Below are 22,360 nucleotides of genomic sequence, written 5' to 3' on the forward strand. Positions count from 1 at the left end.
AGGTCCTTTTAAGCGAAGCTTTTGATCTCCACTCCGCCGAAGATACAGGAGCCTTTCAGCAGCAATACTTTGTCTTTATCAATACTTCCCAGCAGGGCGGCAGGGCGTTTTTCCTCTACGCCGCCCATAATGGTAGAGATGTCTACTTTCACGGTCCAGTTGGCCGGTACCACAATCTCACATCCACCAAAGATGGCGGTCACTTCCAAAGTCACAGTACCGTTGATGTCTGCCTGCATCAGGTTGAGGTCTGTACCGCCAAATACGTTGGAGACATAGCCGCCTTTGAAGTTTTTGGAGGTGACCACCTTTTCCAGGCCACTGAAACAGGATGATATGTTGATGGTGTCCATGTCAGAAGAGATATCACTGCTGGTACGGTCTTTCGCGAAATACCGGGCATCGCTGAACATGTGTTCGTTATGCCTTTTAAATAAGGCCGTTACCCCGATGGCGATCAGTACGACCGGCCAGATAAACTTGGCCGTGTTATAAGGCCAGTGCATAATTTCACCTGCCAGGAAAATGCCGCCTACGGTGATCATGGCAAACCAGGGACCGCCTCTGAAGTTATGTTTGAAGCCCAGTGCCAGGCCTATTACGATCAGGATCATCTGCCAGGAGAATATCCAGCTGGGGATATCCAGGTCAAGTCGCTGCAACAGCAGGGAAGTACCGATGAGGATAAGGATAATACCGCCAATACTGCGTCCTCTCTTTCTTTTGGCGATCAAATCATCATTTATCATTGTTTTTTGTTTTCATGGCTGGAATGTTTTAACGATACAAAAGTAGGACGGCGGCACCGGCTGTAAAAGGGCCATTAGGCTAAAAATGCGGTTTTACCGGTGAAAAGCAGGAAAAGGCCGGTGAAAATACCCTCTGCTGTCCCAGGACTGAAGTCCCGGGCTACATTAAGGGATTTATTAGGCAAGAAAATGAATCATGAAGGTGAATATTAACTGCTGGCAAACTAAACGTAGCCCAGGGCTTTAGCCCCGGGGCTAAATTTCGATCGTTACAAGATCTGCCTTGCCGGAGAGTTTCTCCAGCACTTCCCGGAGCTGTTGCACCATCGGGTCGGGCCCACAGATATAAAAATGCTGGTCAAAATTGGAAATCTTCCTTTTCAGGTATGCTTCATCTACAATATGGTGGTCGTAGCCCGGCACTTCTTCCCTGGTGATGGTATTAATGAAGTTGTTACCCAACATTTGCTGAAATTCTTCTTTAAGAATAATATCAGCATAGGTACGGTTAGAGAAAATCAGTTTATTGTTGCCCAGTTGCCCTTTGCGTTGCAGGTCGCGGAAAATGGCGATGAACGGGGTAACGCCGGCGCCGCCCGCAATAAAAACGCCCTCTCCCTTATAGTGGATGGCTCCCCATACATCGTGCAGGATTAGGCTATCGCCTGGCTGGATATGCCCCAGCAGGTCTGTAACGCTGTGATGGTCGGGATAACTTTTAATGGTGAATTCCAGGTGGTCCCATTCATTCAGACTGGTAAATGTAAAGGGACGGCGTTCCTCTTCCCATCCGGGTTTGTTCACTGCCACTTCTGTGGCCTGGCCGGGGACAAACGTGTATCCTTCCGGCTTTTCTACCTTGTAGCGTCTTACGTTGTGGGTGACAGGGGTTACGGACAATACTTTAACGATATGGCTTTCCATAGAGTAGGTTTTCAGTTTGATATGAATATAGGATATTTTTTGCTCAACGCAGTATATGTGCAGCAAGCCCGGCGAGGTCTGCGGCCCAGCGGGCGTAGTCTTTCCCGGAAGGATGAAGGCCGTCGGCAGCCACCAGTGAGGTGTCCCGGGCGGCTTCCCGGGTATAGGGCGTGATGTCCAGCCAGTGGGCGCCGTGCGCCGCTGCGATGTCTTTGGCAGCCGTATTAAAAGCGTCTGTTTCCCGGGCAATGGCGGCCCGGTCGCGGTCTGCCGCAAAGGGTGTCACGCCCCAGTCAGGGATGGAGAGCACTATCACATGCGACGGCTGGTGACCGGCAAAGTCGATGGCCTGTTGCAGCAGCTGCGTAAACTGCTCCCGGTATTCCTCCAGGCTGCGGCCGCGGTATTGGTTATTGACCCCTATCAGCAGCGTCACCAGGTCGAAAGTGCCGGTAATACGCGCTTCCCGGATGCCCTTTTCCAGTTCGTCGGTGGTCCAGCCGGTGGTGGCCACTATTTTAGCGTCATTGACGGCGATGCCTTTTTGACGGAGCAGCCGGACCGTCTGCGCCGGGAAACGTTCCGTTTCCGCCACGCTTTCACCGATAGTATAGCTGTCACCCAGCGCCAGGAAAGAATATGGGACCATAAGGGTATCTGCAATTTTGTTGTGACAAAAAAAGGAACAGCAAAATAGCATTAATCTTAACATAAGCAAAAAGTTATATACGCTCTCTTTTTCACACAGATTTAAGCAAAAGTTCACCCGCCTTAAACCGGAATGCCGTACCTTTGCACCCGATTACAACAATTAAGTTAACGCATAAAGAAACCGTTTTATGCCGGCAGAAAAAATATCGATGAACAATGGCCTGTTACAGGTCCCTACCCACCCAATCATACCATTTATTATAGGCGACGGAATTGGTCCGGATATCTGGAAAGCCAGTGTCCGTGTATTCGACGCAGCTGTGGAAAAAGCCTATGGTAGCGAGCGGAAAATTGAATGGAAAGAAGTATTGGCAGGCGAAAAAGCCTTCCAGGAAACCGGCGAATGGTTGCCTGCTGCAACGCTCGATGCGTTGAAAGAGTACCTGGTGTCTATTAAAGGCCCCCTGTCCACCCCGGTAGGTGGCGGTATGCGTTCCCTGAACGTGGCCATGCGCCAGGAGCTGGACCTGTACGCCTGTGTAAGGCCTGTACGCTGGTTCAACAAAGTACCTTCTCCGGTAAAACATCCGGAGAAAGTGGACATGGTGATCTTCCGCGAAAACACAGAAGATATCTATGCCGGTATCGAATACATGACAGGTACGCCTGAATGTGAAAAACTGCTCAACTTCCTGCAAAATGAAATGGGCGTGAAAAAAATCCGTTTCCCGGAAACTTCTTCCCTCGGCATCAAACCGGTGTCTATCGAAGGTACCGAGAGACTGGTACGCGCTGCCATCCTCTATGCACTCGAGCATAAACGTCCTTCTGTTACCCTCGTACACAAAGGTAACATCATGAAATTCACCGAAGGCGGCTTCAAAAACTGGGGCTATGCACTGGCGGTAAGAGAATTTGGTGATAAAGTGTACACCTGGGAACAGTGGGAACAAACCAAAAAAGACCAAAACGAAGAAGCTGCCAATAAAGAACTGAAAGTAGCTATCGCAGAAGGTAAACTGCTGATCAAAGACGTGATCGCGGACAACTTCCTGCAACAGATACTGCTGGCTCCTCAGGACTACTCAGTAGTAGCTACGCTCAACCTCAACGGTGACTATATCTCCGACGCGCTGGCTGCTGCAGTAGGTGGCATTGGTATCGCTCCGGGCGCCAATATCAACTACCTCACCGGTCATGCTGTGTTTGAAGCCACACACGGTACTGCGCCACGCTTCGCCAACACCAACACCATGAACCCGTCTTCCGTTATCCTCAGTGGGGTAATGATGCTCGAATACATGGGCTGGAAAGAAGCAGCCAATATCATCGTGCATGGCCTGAGCACTGCTATCGCCCGCAAACGCGTTACCATTGACTTCTACAACCTGATGGACGACGCCACCCTGGTAAAAACCAGCGAATTCGCGGACGAAGTGATCAAACAAATGCAACACTAATACCCGTCTTTCAGACAGATACACAAGCAAAGGAGTGAAGATCTCCCTGTAATGGTTATATTATGTATTAACATAATCATTACAGGGAGATCTTCACTCCTTTGCTTTCTTATTGTATATTGTTGATGTAATGAACATCTGGCAGAAAGCCCTTTACAAGCCATCTTATGAAAATGTTTTGTAATTTTCCCAGCTATTCGTATTTTTCGTGATTATCCCTTTTAGGGACTTGCTTGAATAGTTGTTCGTTTTTGTTGCTTTTAATCTAATTTTTTAAAAAAAACCGTAATGTCAAAAATTAAAGTAGCTAATCCGGTGGTAGAACTGGATGGAGACGAGATGACACGGATCATCTGGAAATTCATTAAGGACAAACTGATACTTCCATATCTGGACGTAGAAATCAAATATTTTGACCTGGGCATGGAACATCGTGATGCGACCAACGACCAGGTGACTATTGATGCAGCTAACGCTATCCGCGAAACAGGCGTTGGTATCAAATGCGCAACTATCACTCCTGATGAAGCCCGCGTAAAAGAATTTAACCTGAAACAAATGTGGAAATCACCGAACGGCACTATCCGTAATATCCTGGATGGTACTGTGTTCCGTGAGCCCATCGTCATGAAAAACGTGCCACGCCTGGTGCCTAACTGGACTGCTCCTATCTGCATCGGCCGTCACGCTTTCGGTGACCAATACCGCGCTACTGACTTTGTGACCAAAGGCAAAGGCAAACTCACCATCAAATTTGAAGGTGAAAACGGTGACGTGATCGAACATGAAGTATACAACTTCAAAGGCGACGGCGTTGCACTGGCAATGTACAACACCGACGAATCCATCAAAGGCTTCGCCCGCGCTTGTTTCAACCAGGCCCTGATGAAAAAATGGCCGCTGTACCTGAGCACCAAAAACACCATCCTGAAAAAATATGATGGTCGTTTCAAAGATATTTTCGAAGAAATCTACCAGCAGGAATTTAAAACTGCCTTTGATGCTGCCGGTCTCACTTACGAACACCGCCTCATCGATGACATGGTTGCTTCTGCCCTGAAATGGAATGGCAACTTTGTATGGGCTTGTAAAAACTATGATGGCGACGTTCAGTCTGATACCGTTGCACAAGGCTTCGGTTCCCTCGGCCTGATGACTTCCACCCTGGTTACGCCTGATGGCAAAACCATGGAAGCAGAAGCAGCCCACGGTACCGTAACCCGCCACTACCGTGACCACCAGGCCGGTAAACCAACTTCCACCAACCCGATCGCTTCCATCTTCGCATGGACCCGTGGTCTGGAATTCCGTGGCAAACTGGACAACAACCAGGAACTGATCAACTTCTGCCAGGCACTGGAACAGGTTTGTATCGAAACTGTGGAAAGCGGCAAAATGACCAAAGACCTCGCGGTTTGTATCCACGGCAATAAAGTGGAGCACGGCAAACACTACCTCTACACAGAAGAATTCCTGGAAGAGCTGGACAAAGCCCTGAAAGCGAAACTGGCTAAATAAAGCAAAATTATCTGTCATAAAAGCAAAGCCCCGGTCCATGGACCGGGGCTTTGCTTTTCGTATAGTCGTGTACTTATAATTTCATCTGTTTACGCACCACTTTATCTTCTCCGTAGATATCGTCGTAAAATACCAGTGTGCCTTCTTTACCTTCTGCCGTAAAATAACGGAAGTAAATTGGAACACGGCGGGTAAGATCTACCTGTCGCTTTTCTTCCCGCTCAATCCATGCCCGAACGCTGTCTCCTTTGTGATTGGCCGTGTCCGGCGATGAAACGAGGTACTGCGCCAGGCTGTCCCACTGCTGCACCCGCACACAACCATGGCTCATGGCGCGCATGGAGTTTTTGAACAGTCCGCGGTTATTGGTGTCATGCAGGTATACACTGTATTTGTTACGGAAGTTAAACTTCATAATGCCCAGGGAATTGTCCACTCCGTCCATTTGCCGCAGCACATACGGGAAATGTCCTTTGGACAGTTTGCTCCAGTCTATCGTTGACGGATCTACGGCGTTACCGGAAGCATCGATCACCTCCAGGTTTTTAGAAGCCAGATAGCCGACATTCTTCTTGATAGCGGGCAGCATTTCCTTGAACACAATGCTGTAAGGCACGCGCCAGTAGGGGTACAGCATGAAGTTGGTCATGTAGGAATTGAGAATAGGCGTACGGGTACGGGGCGTACCTACTATCACTCTCGATTCCAGTTTCACTTCCCCGCTGTCCACTACCTGCAACGTATAGCCGGGCAGGTTAACCATGATATATGTTCTGGGGAGTGTGTCCGGCAGTTTGCGCCAGCGGTCCAGGTTTACAGCGGCCTGCATCACCCAGTCGTGCACCGAGCGGTTCATGGCCATTACCGTCCTTTTGCCAGGCACACCGTCCGGATAGATGTTAAATTCTTTCTGGAATGCTTTTACGCCGGTCTTCAGCAGGGTGCTGTCTATTTCCCTGCCGGTAGTGTCCAGATGGCCGCTTTGCACCAGCCGGTCAACCACCAGTAGCCGGAAAGCCGGCGTGTCTGTATAGTTCAGCGGTAAGGTGTCCCAGTGATAGGCCGCATATTTTTCCTTGAAGGAACGAATGCCTTCTTTCAGCGCCACATACCCCGGATGCGTAGGTTCGAGGTCATGCAGCAGGGTGGTCACCTCTCCCTGTTCCAGTGCCTGGTGTAGTTTGGCGGTCAGCTGTGCGTCGGTGAAAAGGGAGTCGGCTTTCAGCGTCACACTGTCGCGCGGCGCTGCTCCGAAACGCAGGTCAGACGCCATTCTCATAAAGGCGTCGGTGAGCATTACGTCCATACGCGCCCACAGGGCGGCATCTTTTTTAGCTGCCGGATCGTTGCTGAGCTGCTGCCAGGCCGTGTTGAGCGCCGGTTCGTGATAATGCGCCGGGAGCAGGCCTACGTCTTCCGCCTGTTTGATAGCATCTATCAACGTAGCGGCGGCAGCGTTAGGCACACCGTCTTTCGACCAGCGGCCGGCATTTTCCTTTTCCTTGTAAAAGTCCTGCAGGGCCTGAGGCCGGAAGGCGGGAAGACTGTCTTCCATCACACCATCGTTGTCCTGAATAGCTGACAGCCTCTCGGTAATGCTTTCTTTTACCACTTCGTCCAGCTGCCGGATGTTGGCGACAATTTGTTTCTTTTTGGGGGTTGCGTGCTTCTTTCCATGTCCACAGGCTAACAACAAACACATTCCGGAGCCGCACAACAAACTAAAAATAAGAGTCTTGTACTTCATCTGAAAAAATCGATGGGTAAAGATATATAATTTCCATGCCAAAAATAAAAATCCCGGAGCAATCGCTCCGGGACAATGACTGTCGGCACCAGATACCACCTTAACGGCAGCATTCTTTTTTGGTGAACAAAGACTGTATGAATTTCAGGACTGACAATAATACTTTTTTCATCTCCCACGATTTTTAAAGAAGAGGCTACGGTGAGCAGTAGCCTCTCTTTCAACTAAAACTAAAACAACTAACTTCTAACAATTATAGTTTATCAAGGGGAATACGCTTGGGCGTTTTCAGTTGCTTGAACTGGCTGGGCGTAAGGCCGGTCACTTTTTTAAACTGTGCCGACAGGTGCGCCACGCTGCTGTACCCCATTTTATAACTGATCTCACTTAAACTCAATTCGTTGTAGTCCAGCAGTTCTTTCACCCGTTCAATTTTTTGTTGAATGATGTATTGTTCGATGGTCACTCCTTCCATTTCAGAAAAGAGGCTGCTCAGGTAATGATAGTCCTTTTGCAGTTTACCGGCCAACAGCGAGGAGAAATTTTCTCTCATGTCATCCAACTCTGAATAGTGGACGGTTTCCACAACGATGTTTTTAATGGCAGCTACCAGCTGCTGTTTTTTATCGTCTATCAGTAGAAAGCCTTCCGCCTGCAAAGCAACTGAAACTGCCTGCAATTGTTGTTCAGTAACCTTTCCATCCACGGTAGCTTTTCCCAGCTGAATGTCGGTCACTGTAAGCGGGACCGCCTCCAGCACTGATTTGACTACTTTAATACAGCGCGGACAAACCATATTTTTTATGAACAGATCTGTTTTCACGCAGGTTTATTTTTTAATGTTAAAAATGTTGTGTTCAATACGTACCATAAATGAGTTGAATGAATTACGCGCCATATCTCCTGTGAGTTGTGTGCGGTAAGAAAGGTCCAACCGGGTAGTACTGTTGAAAATAAACTGCACAGCCGGCGCGATATCCAGATAAGAACCTCTTCCTGCAGCGTCTGTATTGGTTTTGCCCAACAGCTCCACATACAGGTTCAGATTGGTCTGATTAAAGTTCTTATATCTTACCGGAAGCACTAAATATCCTGCGGACAGGCTATAATTTACGGAATTTTTCGGGAACCCTTCCGGGATATTGTCCTTTATATTGTTCATATAACGGGAATACCCCAACGTAGTTGACAGTGCCAGCTTATGCAGCAGCTGTGTGGCGATAACCCCGCCGCTCACACCGGAGGTAGCCCCTTCCAGGTCCAGGTCTGTATTGGCGTACGGCTTTTTGGTGGCATGCGTGGACGGCACATATGGATTGTCGATGACTGAACCTTTTACATAGGCCGCCATTCTGAAATGTGCATGCTGCTGGTCCAGCGACAGAAAACGGTATTTAGCGTAGACGCTGCCGCCTTCCATCCGAATGGAGGATTGCATCATATTGGCCGCATAACCGATAGCGTGCACCATCAGTTTTTTATTGACACCCCACATCACTTCCGGCTCAAACCGCATACCGGTGGTACCATCATGCTCCATTTTGAAGAACTTGTTGGTAAGCCGGATACCAAGCGAGTTGGCAGGCATATTGCTGGCCGGTTCCGTGTTAACGTATAATTCCTGTGCTGTTGTTATCTGGCTGAAGGCAAAGAACGCCACAGCCATCATTAAAAATTTGCGCATATACTGAAGCCGTAAGGATTAAATAGTGACGTGATAAATCCTTTTGGAAGCTTTGGCATCGTGCGGTGTACAGCAGTCGGCCATCACTCCTGTCTTATAACAGGACATGCTGGTTTCAGTGGCGTATTTTTTAAACTGTTTGGCAGAAACAAAATCTTTATCGATGACAGTGATGTCTTTATCACCGTTCAGCACCTGGTCTTTCACATGCATAAAGTGCAGCGTGCTGCCTGCAAAAGGCACGTGGGTGTCGTTTTGCACCTTTACGTCGCTGAAGCTGGCAGTCACGACCAGTTTACCTACGGAAAAACCGGCATCTTCCACTTTCTGTTTGATGGCGTCGATATTGACCGCTGCGTCCGGTTTGAAATGCAGGATAAAAGTCGTGTTGTCAAGGTCTGTATCTATTTTGTCCACAAACGGCAACGTCTGGAGCGATTCCAGGGTAGCGCGTGAACACATGGCACAGGTGAGGCCGGAAGCCTGCAGACTGGCTTTTTTATATTGCGCCTGGGCGCCAAAGGAGATACCAAATGCGAGTAAAAGAATGGATAATATTTTCATGATCTGATGTTTATAAATTAAAAAATACAGCAATACCTATAGTCTTCCGCGCAGCGGAAAACAGTAATAGGAAGCTGTTATCAGATCAGGAAAACACAGTTACGGAGGAAAACGGGCGTAGCAGCGCCTATATCAGGCGGATCGTGCGGATAGCTGCTTTGCGCCAGCTGTAGGGACAACAAGGAAGGAGTGTCCAGGATTTTTACCGGCAGTTGTAAGTCAACCGTTACCGGCGCATCCTGCTGCAGGGCTTTGGCCGCCTGATGGGAGGTAGTCACCTTGCAGAATTTCACCTCGTTTTTACAGCAGTCCATACTTTTTACCGGCCGGCCGCATTTCTTGCACTGGTCCTCATCAGGAACGTTCTGCAATTTTACGGACGCCAGTTTGCCCATGCAATAATGCACGTTTACCGTGAACCCGCTGGTTAACAGCGTGTACAGGACAGCAAAAAATATGGCAAAAAAACGTTTCATATCAAGTACAAAAGTACTACAATAAATTGTTTTTTATGACAGACAAGGTGAGTTTCCGGATGCGCCGGTTATTTTAACATTCAGTTAGCGTTTTTTGCTTTTTTGTTTTCCGGGAGATGCCTGCCCTTTTTCCAGCTGCTCCACCCTTGCTTTTAAGGCTTTGTTCTCTGCCCGCGTTTCAATCATATGCAAAGTGAGCTCCTCTACTTTTTGCAGCAATAACCGGTTCATTTCCCCTAAATCCTGCCCGTTTTGCGCTACCTGTTGCGCAGAAGGTATGCCCGGCAGGTGGCGGTTTGCGTTGATAAAAGCAGCGGTGCTGTCCAGTGAAGGAAGTTTATAATCAGGATGGAACACGTAATCCGGCCAGTCGGCAGCGTTTTGGGTTACTTTTACTTTTTTAGCATATATATCACCAGCGACAGACAACAGTGCAGTAGGATTAAAAGTACCAATGCCGACTTTGCCTTCTCTTATACCGATAGTCCCCCAGGTGCCACCTAATACATATTTTGTGGACACTCCGTTTTCACCGTCAGTATTCAGCGTTACAGCAGCTGTACTTCCCTGATAAACATCTACAGCTCTCAGATAGATGCCGGATATTTTTGCAACAGCAGACCCAACGCCGTCACAACCGACAATTCGGCCATCAATTCTCCAATATAAATTCGCGCCCTGCGCATTTGTTCCTGCCGCTACTGCCTGGGCAATAGTAGTCGGTATCTGCACGGCATAAAAGGTACCTTCGTAGATAGCCCCCCAGGACCTACCAATATCAAACTGATGGCCAGGCCTATGCGCCCAGGGAAACCAAAAACGGAACTGCATATTGCCACAGCTCATATTATCCGCCATTCTAACTAATACATAGTACTGTCTTACATATCCGGCTTTCACCGGGTTGGAAAATATATGATCTATCGGCATGTAATACCCTTTGGTAATATTCTGCCAGGAATCACCACCGTTCAGCCAGGCGGCGCCTTCTTCATTTCCAAAAATCTGCACCATTCCCTGTTCTACAGGTTCGTTTTGCGCGTAAATAGTGCTTGCAAAGGCGCATTGCAGCAGCAGGGCGACAAGGATAAAACGTTTCATAGTATAAGATGTTAATATTTATTTGGACGATAAGGCTAACCGCGGAACGCAATTACCGACAGGGCACATTCCATAAATATAGGTTACGGGTTAAAACGGCTGTCAATATAGGATATTTATCTGCATCTTGTATCTTCTCAGAGATACAAGATGCAGCATGATGAATTGCCTGATTAGTTAATAAACCACCAACGCAGTCCCAGTCTGAAATCAAAGTTATTGTAAGGGTACAGCGGGGCGGAATGGTTGTTCTGTGTGAAGAACACGTTCAGGTTTTCTGCACGCACAAACGCGGAGAAAGACTTGATACGGAAATGCGCAAACGCAGCAATGTCCGGTGCATTGTATTTCACGCTGGTCGTGTTTTGGTAAACAAACTGTCCGAGCAACGGCGAGTAGTCGTCAGCGTTATAGGAGGTATTGTAGCGGAATTCCAGCCCTGTCATCAGGTTGAGGTTCCGGTACAACAATTTCTCGAAAGCAAAGCGGTGACGTGTCCAGACAGCTGGCACGTTGAGTGGACCTTCGCCATGGCGCTGCTGGAAAGCCACTTCCGCATACCAGGAGAACGGGCGGATGGTGAATTTCTTGCTAAACACCACCTGTAACAGGTTGAACAGGTTGGGTGACTGCGCGCTATGGAAATAATCCTTGAAGTATGTGTAGTTGGTGAACAGGAAATAGTTCACTGCCAGGCTATACTTCAGTTTGGGGTTTTCGGCCGCAAACTGTAGCTGGGTGGTATTTTCCTTGGCAGTAGTACTGTTGTACCACGTATCCCTGTTACTGTTGAAAAACTTGTATACGTAAGATGGTTCCCGGTTCACGTTGCTGACAGACAACTTCACATCGCCCAGCAGGTCATTGATATGTCGTCGCAAACTACCGTAAATACTGTAATCCCCGATATTCTGGCCCACTACGTAAAACTCGCCACGGGCAGAGAAATCCCATTGTTTATTGCGGGTTTTGTTGCGGTATTCCCCGTGCAGCGCAAGATTGGTGAAATTGATGTCTGCATCGAGAAAGGTGCCGGTAATGCTTTCAAAGCGGGCGCCGAGATTAATAAAGTGGCCCAGGTTGCCCAGCACCGGGAACTGTATCAGCGACAGGTCATTGGAGATTGTTTTCCACTGATGTTTGGCCTGGATGGTATCACCGGCCCTGATGAAGTCAAACCCATAATGGCGGGTGTAGAAAAAAGTATCCTGACTATTGTCGATGAACTGGTAGTTGTTGTTCTGGAAGTTAAACGTGTACTGCACCCGGAAAATAGGCCGGTAGCGGTAATAGTCCGTCGAGTCGTTGATGTGAAGGGTATCTCCGCGGCCCCAGTCGTACTGTTGCTGGATCAGCAGCCCGGTTTCCTGGTACTGCGATTTTACGGGAATTTTGGTACCGAAGAAGGCATATTGGGTCACTTCCTGGTTACCAAGGTTTACATCAATGCTCTGGCGGTTTCTGTAGTCTTTATTCGCCAGGAAGGTATCGCTTTTGATGCCGCCGTTTTCGCCCCCATTGAGTTTGTTGTAGTAAAAGCTGAGATAAGTATTGGCCCGCTTGTTCTTACTCTGGTAACGGGCGGTGAGCCGGTAGGTATCGTGGTTGGTGGTTTGCGTGCGGTAGTAGCCGGGCGCGTTCACCTTGCGGTAGTCGAAGGCGAAGTTAAAACGGTCCGTACGGTTCTGGGTGTGGGTTACGCCAATCACCTGCTCCTGTTTGCTGCCTACAAGGTAGTTCAGTTCGGAATAAGGACGGTTGGTATTATAAAACCTGGCATTGGCGTGGTTGAAGCCATAGATATCGTACGCATGAAAACCGGCGTCAAATCCGGGTTTCATCAGCGGTGTAAAGATGATATTACGGGCAGCTGAACCACTGTTGCCCAGCGTCATATAGTTGGCCGGCACTTTCAGGAAGTCGATATTGAAATCCGCCACAGACGAGTCGATGGTAAAATCCGTCGGCTCACCGAGGTAACGGTAAGTCAATGTAAGCGTGTCCGGCTCTTCGTGGTGGTGCATCGTGTCTCGCTGCATTTTACTGGAGCCGCCGCCACCGCCCGTATTGCCGAACCGGCTGGTATTGAACTGTGCCATTAAGGAATGACTACCTGCCAACAGCAGGACCATGATAATAAGAAATTGCCTCATCCGAAAATGACAAAACGTTTATAGTTGCCGGATTAATTCACTAAAGATAAGCGTTAGCTTGGGTTCTGCCGCATGGGCCGCTTCCAGTACTTCCTCATGGGTGATCACATTTTCTTCCTCACGGATGCCGATATCGGTGATAACGCTCATGGCAAAGACTTTCAGGCCGGCATGTGCCGCTACGATCACTTCCGGTACTGTGCTCATGCCTACGGCATCTCCGCCGATGATGTGCATATATTTATATTCCGCCCTGGTTTCGAAAGTAGGACCCTGTACGCCTACATATACGCCGGTATGCAGGTCAATATTGTTGGCTGCAGCTATCTGAAACGCTGACAGGATCAGTTCTTTGGAATAGGGTTCGCTCATGTCCGGGAAACGGGGCCCCAGTGTATTCTCATTACGGCCACGCAGCGGGTGCTCCGGCTGCAGGTTGATATGGTCCCTGATGATCATCAGGTCACCCACCTTAAAGTCAGCGTTCATACCGCCGGCAGCGTTGGAAATGAACAGGGTATGAATGCCCAGTTCCTTCATCACCCTTACCGGAAAAGTGACCTGTTTCATGGAAAACCCTTCATAATAGTGGAATCTGCCGGCCATTGCAACAATAGGCCTGCCCTGCATATATCCCAGTATCAGCTTCCCGGAATGCCCTTCCACCGTAGATTCGGGGAAATGGGGAATATCACGATAAGATATTTCGATGCTTTGTTCTATTTCACCGGTCAGGTTACCCAGCCCGCTTCCCAATATCACCCCGGCCACAGGCGTCTCCTGCCAGTGTTTTCTGATATAATCCCCAGCTTCTTTGATCTGGTCCGTTAATTCACTCATCTGTTTATGCATTAATTAAAAGTCGGATTTAAAAAACAAACCCGCGCAAAGTTATTTTTTAATTCACAAATGAATGCGGTTTTATATTTAAATCATAATGACCTATTTTAGCGGCAAATTTTATTGCGATGAATTTACACGAGTACCAGGCTAAAGAACTGTTGAAAAAATATAATGTACCGGTTCAGGAAGGCATTCCGGTAGAAACACCGGAAGCAGCGGCCGAAGCTTACAAGCAACTGAAGGTGCAGTATGGTAATGAGTTTGCAGTGGTTAAAGCGCAAATTCACGCTGGTGGACGCGGTAAAGGTAAAATCCGTGGAACTGAGCAGAGAGGTGTGGCTGTAGGAAAAAATGCGGAAGATGTGAAAACCATTGCGGGCAACATCCTGGGTGGCACACTGGTAACCATACAGACCGGCGAAGCAGGCAAACTGGTAAACAAAGTACTGGTAGCACAGGACGTTTATTACCCTGGCCCTAATCCGGTAAAGGAATTTTACCTGTCTATCCTCCTGGACCGCGCTAAAGGCCAGAATGTGATCATGTATTCTACTGAAGGCGGTATGGATATCGAAGAAGTAGCGCACAGTACTCCTGAAAAAATATACAAAGAATGGGTAAAGCCAAACATGGCCCTGCAACCATTCCAGGCCCGTAATATCGCTTTCAACTTCGGTTTGAGCGGCGAAGCGTTCAAAAACATGGTGAAATTTGTTACCAACCTGTACAACGCTTACGTAGGACTGGATTGCAGCATGCTGGAAATCAACCCGTTATTTAAAACCAGCGACGAGAAAATCATTGCCGTTGACGCCAAAGTAAACCTGGATGACAACGCCCTGATGCGTCACCCTGACCTGGAAGCCCTCCGCGACATCACCGAAGAAGATCCAACCGAAGTGGAAGCTGGTAAATATAACCTGAACTTCGTGAAACTGGACGGTAACGTAGGTTGCATGGTTAACGGCGCCGGTCTGGCCATGGCGACCATGGACATGATCAAACTGAGCGGCGGTGATCCGGCCAACTTCCTGGACGTAGGTGGTACTGCCAACGCACAAACCGTTGAAGCAGGCTTCCGCATCATCCTGAAAGACCCTAAAGTAAAAGCTATCCTGATCAATATCTTCGGCGGTATCGTTCGTTGCGACAGGGTTGCCCAGGGTGTTATCGACGCCTACAAATCCATCGGCAACATCAACGTTCCGATCATTGTACGCTTACAGGGTACCAACGCCAAAGAAGCAAAAGAACTGATCGAAGCCAGCGGCCTGAAAGTGCAGTCTGCTACCCTCCTCAGTGAAGCTGCTGACCTGGTGAACAAAGCACTGAACTAATCATTGGATTATCAGATATTAAAAAAGCGGAGATCAGCAGATCTCCGCTTTTTTTTTCGATTTTTCGGGCCTTAACTGCCAAAATTCTTCAATTCGGCCTCTTCTTTCGCTGTATCATCCCCCCAGGATTTCTTTTTATCAATCACCCAGCCCAGGAATTTCCTGGCTTGCGCCTGGTCTACTCCCCTGCTCATCCGTACAAGCCCTTGCAGGTTTTCCAGACTGGCATCGGCAGTCACCACCGCATCCGCCCATTTCAGGTACTGCGCTTTTAAGGCAGCATCTTTGGCTAACTCCGCTCCCAGGTAAAACTGCATATACCGCACCCTGTTTTCGTTGCGGTCCGGATGCGCAGCGGCAAACTCGAGAAATGCCCTGACATCTTTGCATTTTTTATAGAGGTAGTTTTCTGCATAATACATCTGCACATAGTTCCAATCCTCCGGGCGGTATACGGCCTGCTGCTTTTGCAGGAACACGTCAAATGCGGCTTTGTCCAGGGCGGCTGGCAGCGCAGCTATATCCTGCTTCAGCAGCTTGTCCATGATATTGATGTTCAGATCTTCACCGAAACGGTCCAGGTAAGCGCCCCGGTTCTTCAGGTAAAATGTGCGGTAATCATCCGGCAGCACAGCGGTCATCTGCATTACCTTAAAAGTGGATTCGGCCAGCTTGTCTTTTTGTTTGGCCAGATACCCCGCAATCTCGTCTTTATCTCCGCCTTTGTAATTCTTGTCCCACATGGCCCTGTAGAAAGCGGGGTCTTTGGAGGAAAGGCTGTTGCCAAAACCGGCCAGTGTTTTACCGGCTTTGTAACGGACAATATTGTTTTTCAGAAAGGCCATGAACCTGTCAGGCTCCTGGTAACCGGAGCTTCTGTCCAGCAACTGGCCGTCACCGGAAATAACCAGGTAAGTGGGAAAACCGCGCATAAAATACTTGCGGCACATCTCCATCCCAAATTCTTCCTTAAACACGTCATAACCGGTACAGATAAAATTTTCTTCCATGTACTTTTTTACTTCCGGCCGTGGAAAAACTTTTACTTCCATGTCTTTACAGGCATGGCAACCTTCAAAATAGGTGTCGATAAAAATAGGTTTGTGTTCTTTCCTGGCCCTGTTGGTGAGCTCTTTCCAGCTGCCTTTAATGAATTGGGTACTGACCTGCGCTACGGCCATAACAGGCAATAACGCAGCTACCAGCAATGCTTTGGTTAGCTTTTGCATACGCTTTTTTAATGGTTTGGTTGTTGGTTGGTTGGTTTGGTTTTCTAAGACCGCAATAGTAAGTAATATCCCTGTAATCCTATAGGATATTGGATAGACGGCAATTCAGGGCGATGATATAAAAAACGAAGGGCTGACCTTTATGGTCAGCCCCTGTTATGATTAACTATCTTTTTTAGGAGGATATACTGCTTTGGGTGTGGCAGGTGTTCCCTTGTCTTTATTATCTTCTTTAGGCTTTGGCGTTACCGGCTTCTCCTCTTTGGGCCTGGTGGTTTCCTGCGCCGGCTTGTCAGCCCCCGGTGAGTACATGTCTTCCTCATTGGTCTGGTAGTCGGATTCGGAACCGTTGCCGATATCTTCCGCTTCTGCACCGGGTTTCACGTTGGTGTCAAAGTTGGAGTAGGTTTCATCCGTCATATTGGCCGGCACCGGGAATTTATCACTGCTGGTAACTTTCAGTGTATTATCGGCAAATACTTTCTGCATGAAATAGGCCCAGATAGGCAGGCCTGTATTGGCGCCCTGACCTATACCGGTGGTGGCAAAGTGGATAAAGTTGTTTTCGCAACCTACCCAGGCGCCTGCCAGCAGTTTAGGGGTGTAACCAATAAACCAGCCGTCGGTGTTATCGTTGGTGGTACCGGTTTTACCGGCCATTTCACCCTGCATTTTATAAGTGCCGCGCATACGGGCGCCGGTGCCGCCGGGCTGCAATACGCCCTCCATCATCTTCACCATGGTGTATGCTTCCTTCTCGCTGATCACCTCACGTTTCACCGGGGCAAAGGTTTCGAGGATATTACCGTAACGGTCTTCTATACGGGTGATATAGATCGGTTTGGTATTGATACCTCTGGCCGGGAACATGGTGTAGGCCTGCAACATCTCGTACAGGGATATTTCAGATACCCCGAGCGCGATGGATGGATAAGGTTCTATTTTGCTGGTGAAGCCAATTTTGTTCTGTGCAAAGTCTGCAAAGGCTTTGGCGCCAATCTGTTTAATCAGATAGGCGGACACCAGGTTGAGAGATCTGGCCAATGCGCCTGCCATAGAGATACTGCCGCCTACGCTGCCTTCAGAGTTGCGGGTCAGTGTCCAGTTGCCGATAGTGATCGGTTCGTTGGGCAGCATGGTGTTGGGCGACATACCGTTCATGATCGCAAAGCAATACAGGAACGGTTTAAAGGTAGAGCCAACCTGACGGCGGGTTTTAGCTACGTGGTCATTTTTAAAGTAACGGAAATCCGGACCGCCTACCCAGGCTTTTACCTCACCGCTTTCAGGGTCCATGGCCATGAAGCCGGCCTGTAACACCGCACGCATGTATTTAATGGAATCCAGCGGCGTCATCACGGTATCAATCTCGTTCAGGTCCGGTTCTGTAAAGCTTTTCCAGGCAAACACCTTCATTTTGGTCGGGGTGTTGAAGGACTTGGTAATATCTTCATCAGAAGCCTCCGCTTCTTTCATGTTACGGTAGCGGTCAGATTCTTTCGTGTATTTATCGAGGTACTGCGGCCATTTTTTCCACACGTTGCCTGTTTTCACGTCGTTTTGGTTAGACAGGTATTTCTGCAGGGTTTGCAGGTGACGGGACACCGCCTCTTCTGCATACAACTGCATACGTGGGTTGATGGTAGTATAAATCTTGAGGCCGTCACGGTAAAGGTTATACGGCGTGCCGTCTGCTTTTTTATGGTCTTTACACCAGGCTTTCACCTCATCACGCAGCACTTCGCGAAAATAAGGCGCCAGTCCTTTGTTGTGGTCTATCTTATTATAGTGTAATACAATAGGCTTGCTTTTAGCAGCGGCAGCTTCTGCAGGGGTGATAAAATTGGCATCCACCATGTTGTCTATCACCGTATTACGGCGGGCCAGGGCCAGCTGCGGGTTACGACGGGGATTGTAGAGGGTATTGCCTTTCAGCATGCCCACCAGTATCGCTGCTTCCTCGATGGAAAGGTGACCGGCATCTTTACTGAAGAAAGTACGGGCGCCGTTTTCAATACCATATACGTTATCACCGAAAGCGACCGTGTTCAGGTACAGTGTCAGGATTTCCTGTTTGGTGAAGTTTCTTTCCAGTTTCACGGCGATGATCCACTCCTGCAGTTTTTGGAAAGCCCTGCTAACGGGATTGGTGGCACGCTGTTTACCCAGGTTATCTGTTTGCAGGTTGAGTGCCAGCTGCTGGGTGATGGTGCTGGAACCGCGCTTTTTACCGATCAGCAGGTAAAAAGGGATGGCCATAGTGCCTTTGGCATCGATACCGGAGTTCTGATAAAAGCGGGTTTCTTCCGTAGCGATCAGGGCATTGATCACATTTTTGGAGATCTCATTGAAATCGCTGCTGGAGCGGTCAACCTGATAATATTTGCCCAATATGGTCCCGTCATCAGCTATTACTTCGGAAGCCAGCGCGGCGCGCGGGTTTTCCAGTTCCTCCATGGAGGGCATATTGCCGATGACCCTGAAGTTGATCAGTAAGATTAAAAGAACGAACAGTGCTAAAATACCAAACGCTACACGCCACAATATTTTCACCGATTTTTTCATGCGCTATATTAATTTGTTTTGCGGCGTACGCCGAGTTTTTTGGACAGTTGCTATCGTTGGCTGTTAAAATAGATATTTAATAAACAGCCTCTAACAGCAATAAACAGGCCTGTTTACTAACAGTTTGACCCACAAATCTATTAAATATTTGCAGATTTAATGATGCCGGCCGGTATTGCTGCCGGATTTAACATTCCCTTATCCGGCGCAAGCCCCTGAGTTTGCTGTAAAAGACTTGCTATTATTGTGTTACATAATTGTCCGAAAAAAACTTCCTGTAACCGATCAGGTCTTTCGTGCTGTTAAGCAATATGAAATTATCTCTTGATATGACAAAAAAGGAATAATCGGCAGGCCTTATCCGCGGGATAATGCTGACAGCGGCTTCTTCCCGGATTTCATCGAAATAGTTCAGGGCTTTGTCTTCATTCGCGAATATTCTGAATATCAGCATGGTTTCGGAAGGAGACAACACAAAACTGCCCACTTCGATTTTATCGGTAGCATGTTTGGAGGCATTGTAGCGGGTGAACTGGTTCAGCCCTTCGTCCATCAGTTCTTTGGAGACGCGCTGAAACGCCAGCACAACAAAGTGCGGGTTGTCTGCCGACAGTTTATAAGGCGTTATCGGCTTGGGCGGCGGCGGTGGCGCTACCGTAGCGATAGGCGCAGTAGGCACATTACCGGCTATCTGGTTGGAAACATGGGCAGAATCTGCCAGGGCTGCCGGTGTTTTGGCGCCATTGATCCTGTCTACCAGCACCGGTTGCGGGTTCTGCCAGGGATATTTCATGGAAATATTTTCATCCAGCAGCGGGCCGCCATTATTATCTTTCCTTATTTCCAGTTTAGCGAGATAGTTTACCAGTTCATTCCGATGATCTAGCGCGTCCAGCAGGGCTTGTGTTTGCTGATGGATACCTTCGTCGCCTGGGTATTTGTTCATCACCGCCAGCACGGCTTTACGGGAAGCCTGGGTACTGTCCACGCCAATGAGGGTGTCCTGCTTAACGATAGCCATGGCTTCCAGCAGGTCAAACCTGCCCTGCATGAAGTTAACGCCATAGGTGCTGTCAGCGCGGTGTTTGATAGCCAGCGCACCGGCCACGTCTCCGTTGCGGAAAGCCGTATAGGCGGAATCGTAAGTGGCGCTGATAGTCTTTTTCCGGGCTAAATCCGTATCGCGGTTGCCGCCGGAGCGGATGATATCCGCGTAGTTGGTATTACCGTACTGCTTCAGGATGATATCTTTTAAGCGGGCCACATCAGCAGCGTGGTTCAGTTTACCATGCCATACGTATAGGGAGTAGAGTATCTCCGGTTTACGCGGGTGGTCCGGATATTTGAGCAGCAGCGAGTCGTAGGTTTCTATCGCCAGCGGATAGTTTTCCAGTTTATCGTAATACAGTTTGCCCAGTTCAAAACGGGCGTCCTGGTCCAGTTTATGGGAGTTGGCCAGTTTCTCCGGTGTCAGCGGCAACCCTTGTGCCAGGCGTTCGCCGGTAATGCTGTCTGGTGGCAGGTTTTCCGGTGTAGCAGCGGCAGTGGCGCCGTCGGTGCTCATTTGTACCGGAGCGTCGTTGTTATTGGCCACATGGAGATTGCCGGCCTGGCTGCGACGCCAGTTATCGGCCACCTGGCGGCTGCCCCAGCGGCGTTTGAACTCGGAGTAACCGGTCGATTTGCTGGCAGGATTATAGAAATACCAGTCCCCTTTTTCTTCTTTGGGGCTGTAGGCGCCGTTGTTGTTCATCCCGAAGGCCGGGTTGTCATAGGAATTGGCGCCCTGCATGGCATCGTTCTTTTTCTTTTCCGCAGCGGCTGTTTTAAGGGTGGCCGCCATTTTAGCGAGGAAAATGTTGCGGTCGGATTCCGGCATGGCGGCAATCCGCTGCAGGCTGTCCTCCCGCTGAATTACAGCACGTTTGGCAGCTACGTCGGCAAGAACTGTTTTGCGTACATTGACAGTGGCCGCATCCACGAAGTCGGGCGTCATGGTGCCGGCGGTGCTGTCGTAATATTTTTTGGCGTCCAGGTACTGGCGCTGATCATAATAGATATCGGCGATGGCCTTGTAGGTGAGCGTACGCTGCACCATGTTGTCACCACCGGCTTTGAGTGATTTCTGCAGGTAACCAAGGGCTGCTTCCGCATCTGCGGGATATGCGAGGGTGCCCATGGTGTAGAGGATGGCGTCCCGGAAGCGGCTAAAGCGCTCTTTCTTCAGCATGTGGCGCAGACCGTCCTGGCTGCGCGCCAGTCCCCCTTCTTTTTTTGCGTTGATTTTAGCGATCTGGAGACGGGCCTGAAAGTCCATCATAGGGTCCGGCCTGGACGCGATCACATCGCGGAACTTGTCCATGGCCGAATCGGCGTGGTGCTGTTGCAGGTACAGTTGACCGAGGATAAAATGCATCCTGGCCCTGGCCACCCTGTCGCGGCTTTTATCGATGGCTACTTTCAGCGGTTCAATCGTTTCGGGGTAACGGCCCTGGATATAGTTGCTGTAGGCCCTCACTTCGGCCAGGCCGCCATCGAGGCGGGCCGGGAAGTAAGGATCGGTGCTCAGGATATTGAGCAGTGCCTGTACTTCATCATATTCTTTCTGTTCCAGCAGGGTTTTGGCACGCCAGAGGAAGGCATCGTTACGGGCGGACACGTGTTTGAAGCGGCCGAGGATACCTTTCCGTTTTTCGCGGGTGGCAATGGAAATATGATCATTTTCACTGGCGCCCACAACGGTTTTGTATTCGTCTTTTTTCTTGGGCGCGAAAGTGAGGTTGATATATTGAAAGGTTTTATTGGCATTTTCCAGATCGCCTTCATAGAAGTAGGCGCGACCCATTAGCAGGAAACAGTCGTCGATCCATTTTCCGCGGGGGTCGTGCAACTGGATGGCCATATTGGTTTTTTCGATCACGGAGTCCAGTTCCGTTTTGCTGAATCCCTGACTTTGCAGGCTGGTAGGGTAAAATGGCAGCAGTACGTTGTAATTGTCCTGCCCGTCGCGGTTGACGGTTTTCACCACCTTGTCCAGCTTCACCCGGGCATGGAAGTAATAGTTATAGCGGGTCGCCAGGTTCTGAAAGAACCTGCGTTTGAAAGTCCAGTGTTTTTTTTCCAGCATCACTTCGGAAGGTGGCCGCCTGTCCTGTATGCGTGGCTCTTTTGGTTTGAAGAGCGGCTTGTTGAGTAGCGGCTTTTGGGACTGACTTTGAGGGTCCTGTTGTCGTGGCTGCTGCTGCTGCGCCTGGTTGCGGGGCTTGATTTGAGCCAAAACCGCCGGAGCCATGCACAACAAAAAAATTAATACCGGATAATGACGTAGCGATTTATAGCGATTCATGGATGCCAGGGTG

At 49.1% G+C, this 22,360-nt stretch carries 17 protein-coding genes; 3 read left to right on the plus strand and 14 right to left on the minus strand.

Features of this window, described 5'->3' with window-relative positions:
- Positions 1 to 8 precede the first annotated feature (8 nt).
- The 3 genes from HGH92_RS05470 to HGH92_RS05480 form a co-directional block, all read right to left on the minus strand.
- A complete protein-coding gene (locus HGH92_RS05470; RefSeq protein ID WP_168869735.1) occupies positions 9 to 749 on the minus strand; it encodes a LiaF transmembrane domain-containing protein in 741 nt (246 codons plus the stop codon).
- A 255-nt stretch (positions 750 to 1,004) separates the two neighbouring features.
- On the minus strand, positions 1,005 to 1,673 hold the full coding sequence (locus tag HGH92_RS05475) for an FAD-binding oxidoreductase (protein WP_168869736.1): 669 nt from the start codon (positions 1,671 to 1,673) through the stop codon (positions 1,005 to 1,007).
- A 43-nt stretch (positions 1,674 to 1,716) separates the two neighbouring features.
- On the minus strand, positions 1,717 to 2,322 hold the full coding sequence (locus HGH92_RS05480; protein ID WP_168869737.1) for an SGNH/GDSL hydrolase family protein: 606 nt from the start codon (positions 2,320 to 2,322) through the stop codon (positions 1,717 to 1,719).
- Positions 2,323 to 2,512: 190 nt separating this feature from the next.
- Between HGH92_RS05480 and icd the strand changes: the two genes are divergently transcribed.
- Complete coding sequence (icd, locus tag HGH92_RS05485; RefSeq protein WP_168869738.1) at positions 2,513 to 3,784, plus strand: NADP-dependent isocitrate dehydrogenase; 1,272 nt, start codon at positions 2,513 to 2,515, stop codon at positions 3,782 to 3,784.
- 288 nt (positions 3,785 to 4,072) lie between these two features.
- The gene (locus tag HGH92_RS05490) at positions 4,073 to 5,302 is read left to right on the plus strand and encodes an NADP-dependent isocitrate dehydrogenase (protein WP_168869739.1); all 1,230 of its coding nucleotides are present in this window, start codon (positions 4,073 to 4,075) and stop codon (positions 5,300 to 5,302) included.
- A 73-nt stretch (positions 5,303 to 5,375) separates the two neighbouring features.
- Here HGH92_RS05490 and HGH92_RS05495 read toward each other — a convergent pair whose 3' ends face one another.
- The 8 genes from HGH92_RS05495 to HGH92_RS05530 form a co-directional block, all read right to left on the minus strand.
- Complete coding sequence (locus HGH92_RS05495; RefSeq protein WP_168869740.1) at positions 5,376 to 7,049, minus strand: murein L,D-transpeptidase; 1,674 nt, start codon at positions 7,047 to 7,049, stop codon at positions 5,376 to 5,378.
- Between the two features lie 253 nt (positions 7,050 to 7,302).
- Positions 7,303 to 7,872 (minus strand): AraC family transcriptional regulator, encoded by a 570-nt coding sequence (locus HGH92_RS05500; RefSeq protein ID WP_317166379.1) that lies wholly within the window; start codon positions 7,870 to 7,872, stop codon positions 7,303 to 7,305.
- Between the two features lie 6 nt (positions 7,873 to 7,878).
- On the minus strand, positions 7,879 to 8,733 hold the full coding sequence (locus HGH92_RS05505) for a hypothetical protein (protein WP_168869741.1): 855 nt from the start codon (positions 8,731 to 8,733) through the stop codon (positions 7,879 to 7,881).
- Positions 8,734 to 8,751: 18 nt separating this feature from the next.
- Positions 8,752 to 9,297, minus strand: coding sequence for a heavy-metal-associated domain-containing protein (locus HGH92_RS05510; protein ID WP_168869742.1), 546 nt, complete (start codon positions 9,295 to 9,297; stop codon positions 8,752 to 8,754).
- An 80-nt stretch (positions 9,298 to 9,377) separates the two neighbouring features.
- Positions 9,378 to 9,773, minus strand: a complete 396-nt coding sequence (locus tag HGH92_RS05515; RefSeq protein WP_168869743.1) for an HYC_CC_PP family protein — start codon at positions 9,771 to 9,773, stop codon at positions 9,378 to 9,380.
- An 84-nt stretch (positions 9,774 to 9,857) separates the two neighbouring features.
- Complete coding sequence (locus HGH92_RS05520; RefSeq protein ID WP_168869744.1) at positions 9,858 to 10,874, minus strand: hypothetical protein; 1,017 nt, start codon at positions 10,872 to 10,874, stop codon at positions 9,858 to 9,860.
- Between the two features lie 173 nt (positions 10,875 to 11,047).
- The gene (locus HGH92_RS05525; protein WP_168869745.1) at positions 11,048 to 13,006 is read right to left on the minus strand and encodes a putative porin; all 1,959 of its coding nucleotides are present in this window, start codon (positions 13,004 to 13,006) and stop codon (positions 11,048 to 11,050) included.
- A 39-nt stretch (positions 13,007 to 13,045) separates the two neighbouring features.
- Positions 13,046 to 13,867: a purine-nucleoside phosphorylase gene (locus HGH92_RS05530; RefSeq protein WP_168869746.1), complete on the minus strand. Its 822-nt coding sequence runs from the start codon at positions 13,865 to 13,867 to the stop codon at positions 13,046 to 13,048.
- Between the two features lie 128 nt (positions 13,868 to 13,995).
- Here HGH92_RS05530 and sucC point away from each other — a divergent pair, with 128 nt between their 5' ends.
- On the plus strand, positions 13,996 to 15,207 hold the full coding sequence (gene sucC / locus HGH92_RS05535; RefSeq protein ID WP_168869747.1) for an ADP-forming succinate--CoA ligase subunit beta: 1,212 nt from the start codon (positions 13,996 to 13,998) through the stop codon (positions 15,205 to 15,207).
- A gap of 71 nt (positions 15,208 to 15,278) precedes the next feature.
- Here the strand turns inward: sucC and HGH92_RS05540 are convergent, their stop codons facing one another.
- The 3 genes from HGH92_RS05540 to HGH92_RS05550 form a co-directional block, all read right to left on the minus strand.
- Positions 15,279 to 16,436: a thioredoxin family protein gene (locus HGH92_RS05540; RefSeq protein WP_168869748.1), complete on the minus strand. Its 1,158-nt coding sequence runs from the start codon at positions 16,434 to 16,436 to the stop codon at positions 15,279 to 15,281.
- Between the two features lie 162 nt (positions 16,437 to 16,598).
- Complete coding sequence (locus HGH92_RS05545) at positions 16,599 to 19,001, minus strand: transglycosylase domain-containing protein (RefSeq protein ID WP_168869749.1); 2,403 nt, start codon at positions 18,999 to 19,001, stop codon at positions 16,599 to 16,601.
- Between the two features lie 241 nt (positions 19,002 to 19,242).
- On the minus strand, positions 19,243 to 22,293 hold the full coding sequence (locus HGH92_RS05550) for a tetratricopeptide repeat protein (RefSeq protein ID WP_168869750.1): 3,051 nt from the start codon (positions 22,291 to 22,293) through the stop codon (positions 19,243 to 19,245).
- Positions 22,294 to 22,360: the final 67 nt, after the last annotated feature.

It is taken from the genome of Chitinophaga varians (assembly GCF_012641275.1).
GTDB classification, from domain to species: Bacteria; Bacteroidota; Bacteroidia; order Chitinophagales; family Chitinophagaceae; genus Chitinophaga; species Chitinophaga varians_A.

What these genes read in the sequence shown, in the direction of transcription:
- HGH92_RS05490 (WP_168869739.1), top strand. Translation starts at nt 4,073, where the DNA reads ATGTCAAAAATTAAAGTAGCTAATCCGGTGGTAGAACTGGATGGAGAC.
- HGH92_RS05515 (WP_168869743.1), bottom strand. Translation starts at nt 9,773, where the DNA reads ATGAAACGTTTTTTTGCCATATTTTTTGCTGTCCTGTACACGCTGTTA.
- HGH92_RS05525 (WP_168869745.1), bottom strand. Translation starts at nt 13,006, where the DNA reads ATGGTCCTGCTGTTGGCAGGTAGTCATTCCTTAATGGCACAGTTCAAT.
- HGH92_RS05520 (WP_168869744.1), bottom strand. Translation starts at nt 10,874, where the DNA reads ATGAAACGTTTTATCCTTGTCGCCCTGCTGCTGCAATGCGCCTTTGCA.
- HGH92_RS05505 (WP_168869741.1), bottom strand. Translation starts at nt 8,733, where the DNA reads ATGCGCAAATTTTTAATGATGGCTGTGGCGTTCTTTGCCTTCAGCCAG.
- HGH92_RS05480 (WP_168869737.1), bottom strand. Translation starts at nt 2,322, where the DNA reads ATGGTCCCATATTCTTTCCTGGCGCTGGGTGACAGCTATACTATCGGT.
- HGH92_RS05470 (WP_168869735.1), bottom strand. Translation starts at nt 749, where the DNA reads ATGATAAATGATGATTTGATCGCCAAAAGAAAGAGAGGACGCAGTATT.
- HGH92_RS05495 (WP_168869740.1), bottom strand. Translation starts at nt 7,049, where the DNA reads ATGAAGTACAAGACTCTTATTTTTAGTTTGTTGTGCGGCTCCGGAATG.
- icd (WP_168869738.1), top strand. Translation starts at nt 2,513, where the DNA reads ATGCCGGCAGAAAAAATATCGATGAACAATGGCCTGTTACAGGTCCCT.
- HGH92_RS05550 (WP_168869750.1), bottom strand. Translation starts at nt 22,293, where the DNA reads ATGGCTCCGGCGGTTTTGGCTCAAATCAAGCCCCGCAACCAGGCGCAG.
- HGH92_RS05475 (WP_168869736.1), bottom strand. Translation starts at nt 1,673, where the DNA reads ATGGAAAGCCATATCGTTAAAGTATTGTCCGTAACCCCTGTCACCCAC.
- sucC (WP_168869747.1), top strand. Translation starts at nt 13,996, where the DNA reads ATGAATTTACACGAGTACCAGGCTAAAGAACTGTTGAAAAAATATAAT.
- HGH92_RS05545 (WP_168869749.1), bottom strand. Translation starts at nt 19,001, where the DNA reads ATGAAAAAATCGGTGAAAATATTGTGGCGTGTAGCGTTTGGTATTTTA.
- HGH92_RS05540 (WP_168869748.1), bottom strand. Translation starts at nt 16,436, where the DNA reads ATGCAAAAGCTAACCAAAGCATTGCTGGTAGCTGCGTTATTGCCTGTT.
- HGH92_RS05510 (WP_168869742.1), bottom strand. Translation starts at nt 9,297, where the DNA reads ATGAAAATATTATCCATTCTTTTACTCGCATTTGGTATCTCCTTTGGC.
- HGH92_RS05530 (WP_168869746.1), bottom strand. Translation starts at nt 13,867, where the DNA reads ATGAGTGAATTAACGGACCAGATCAAAGAAGCTGGGGATTATATCAGA.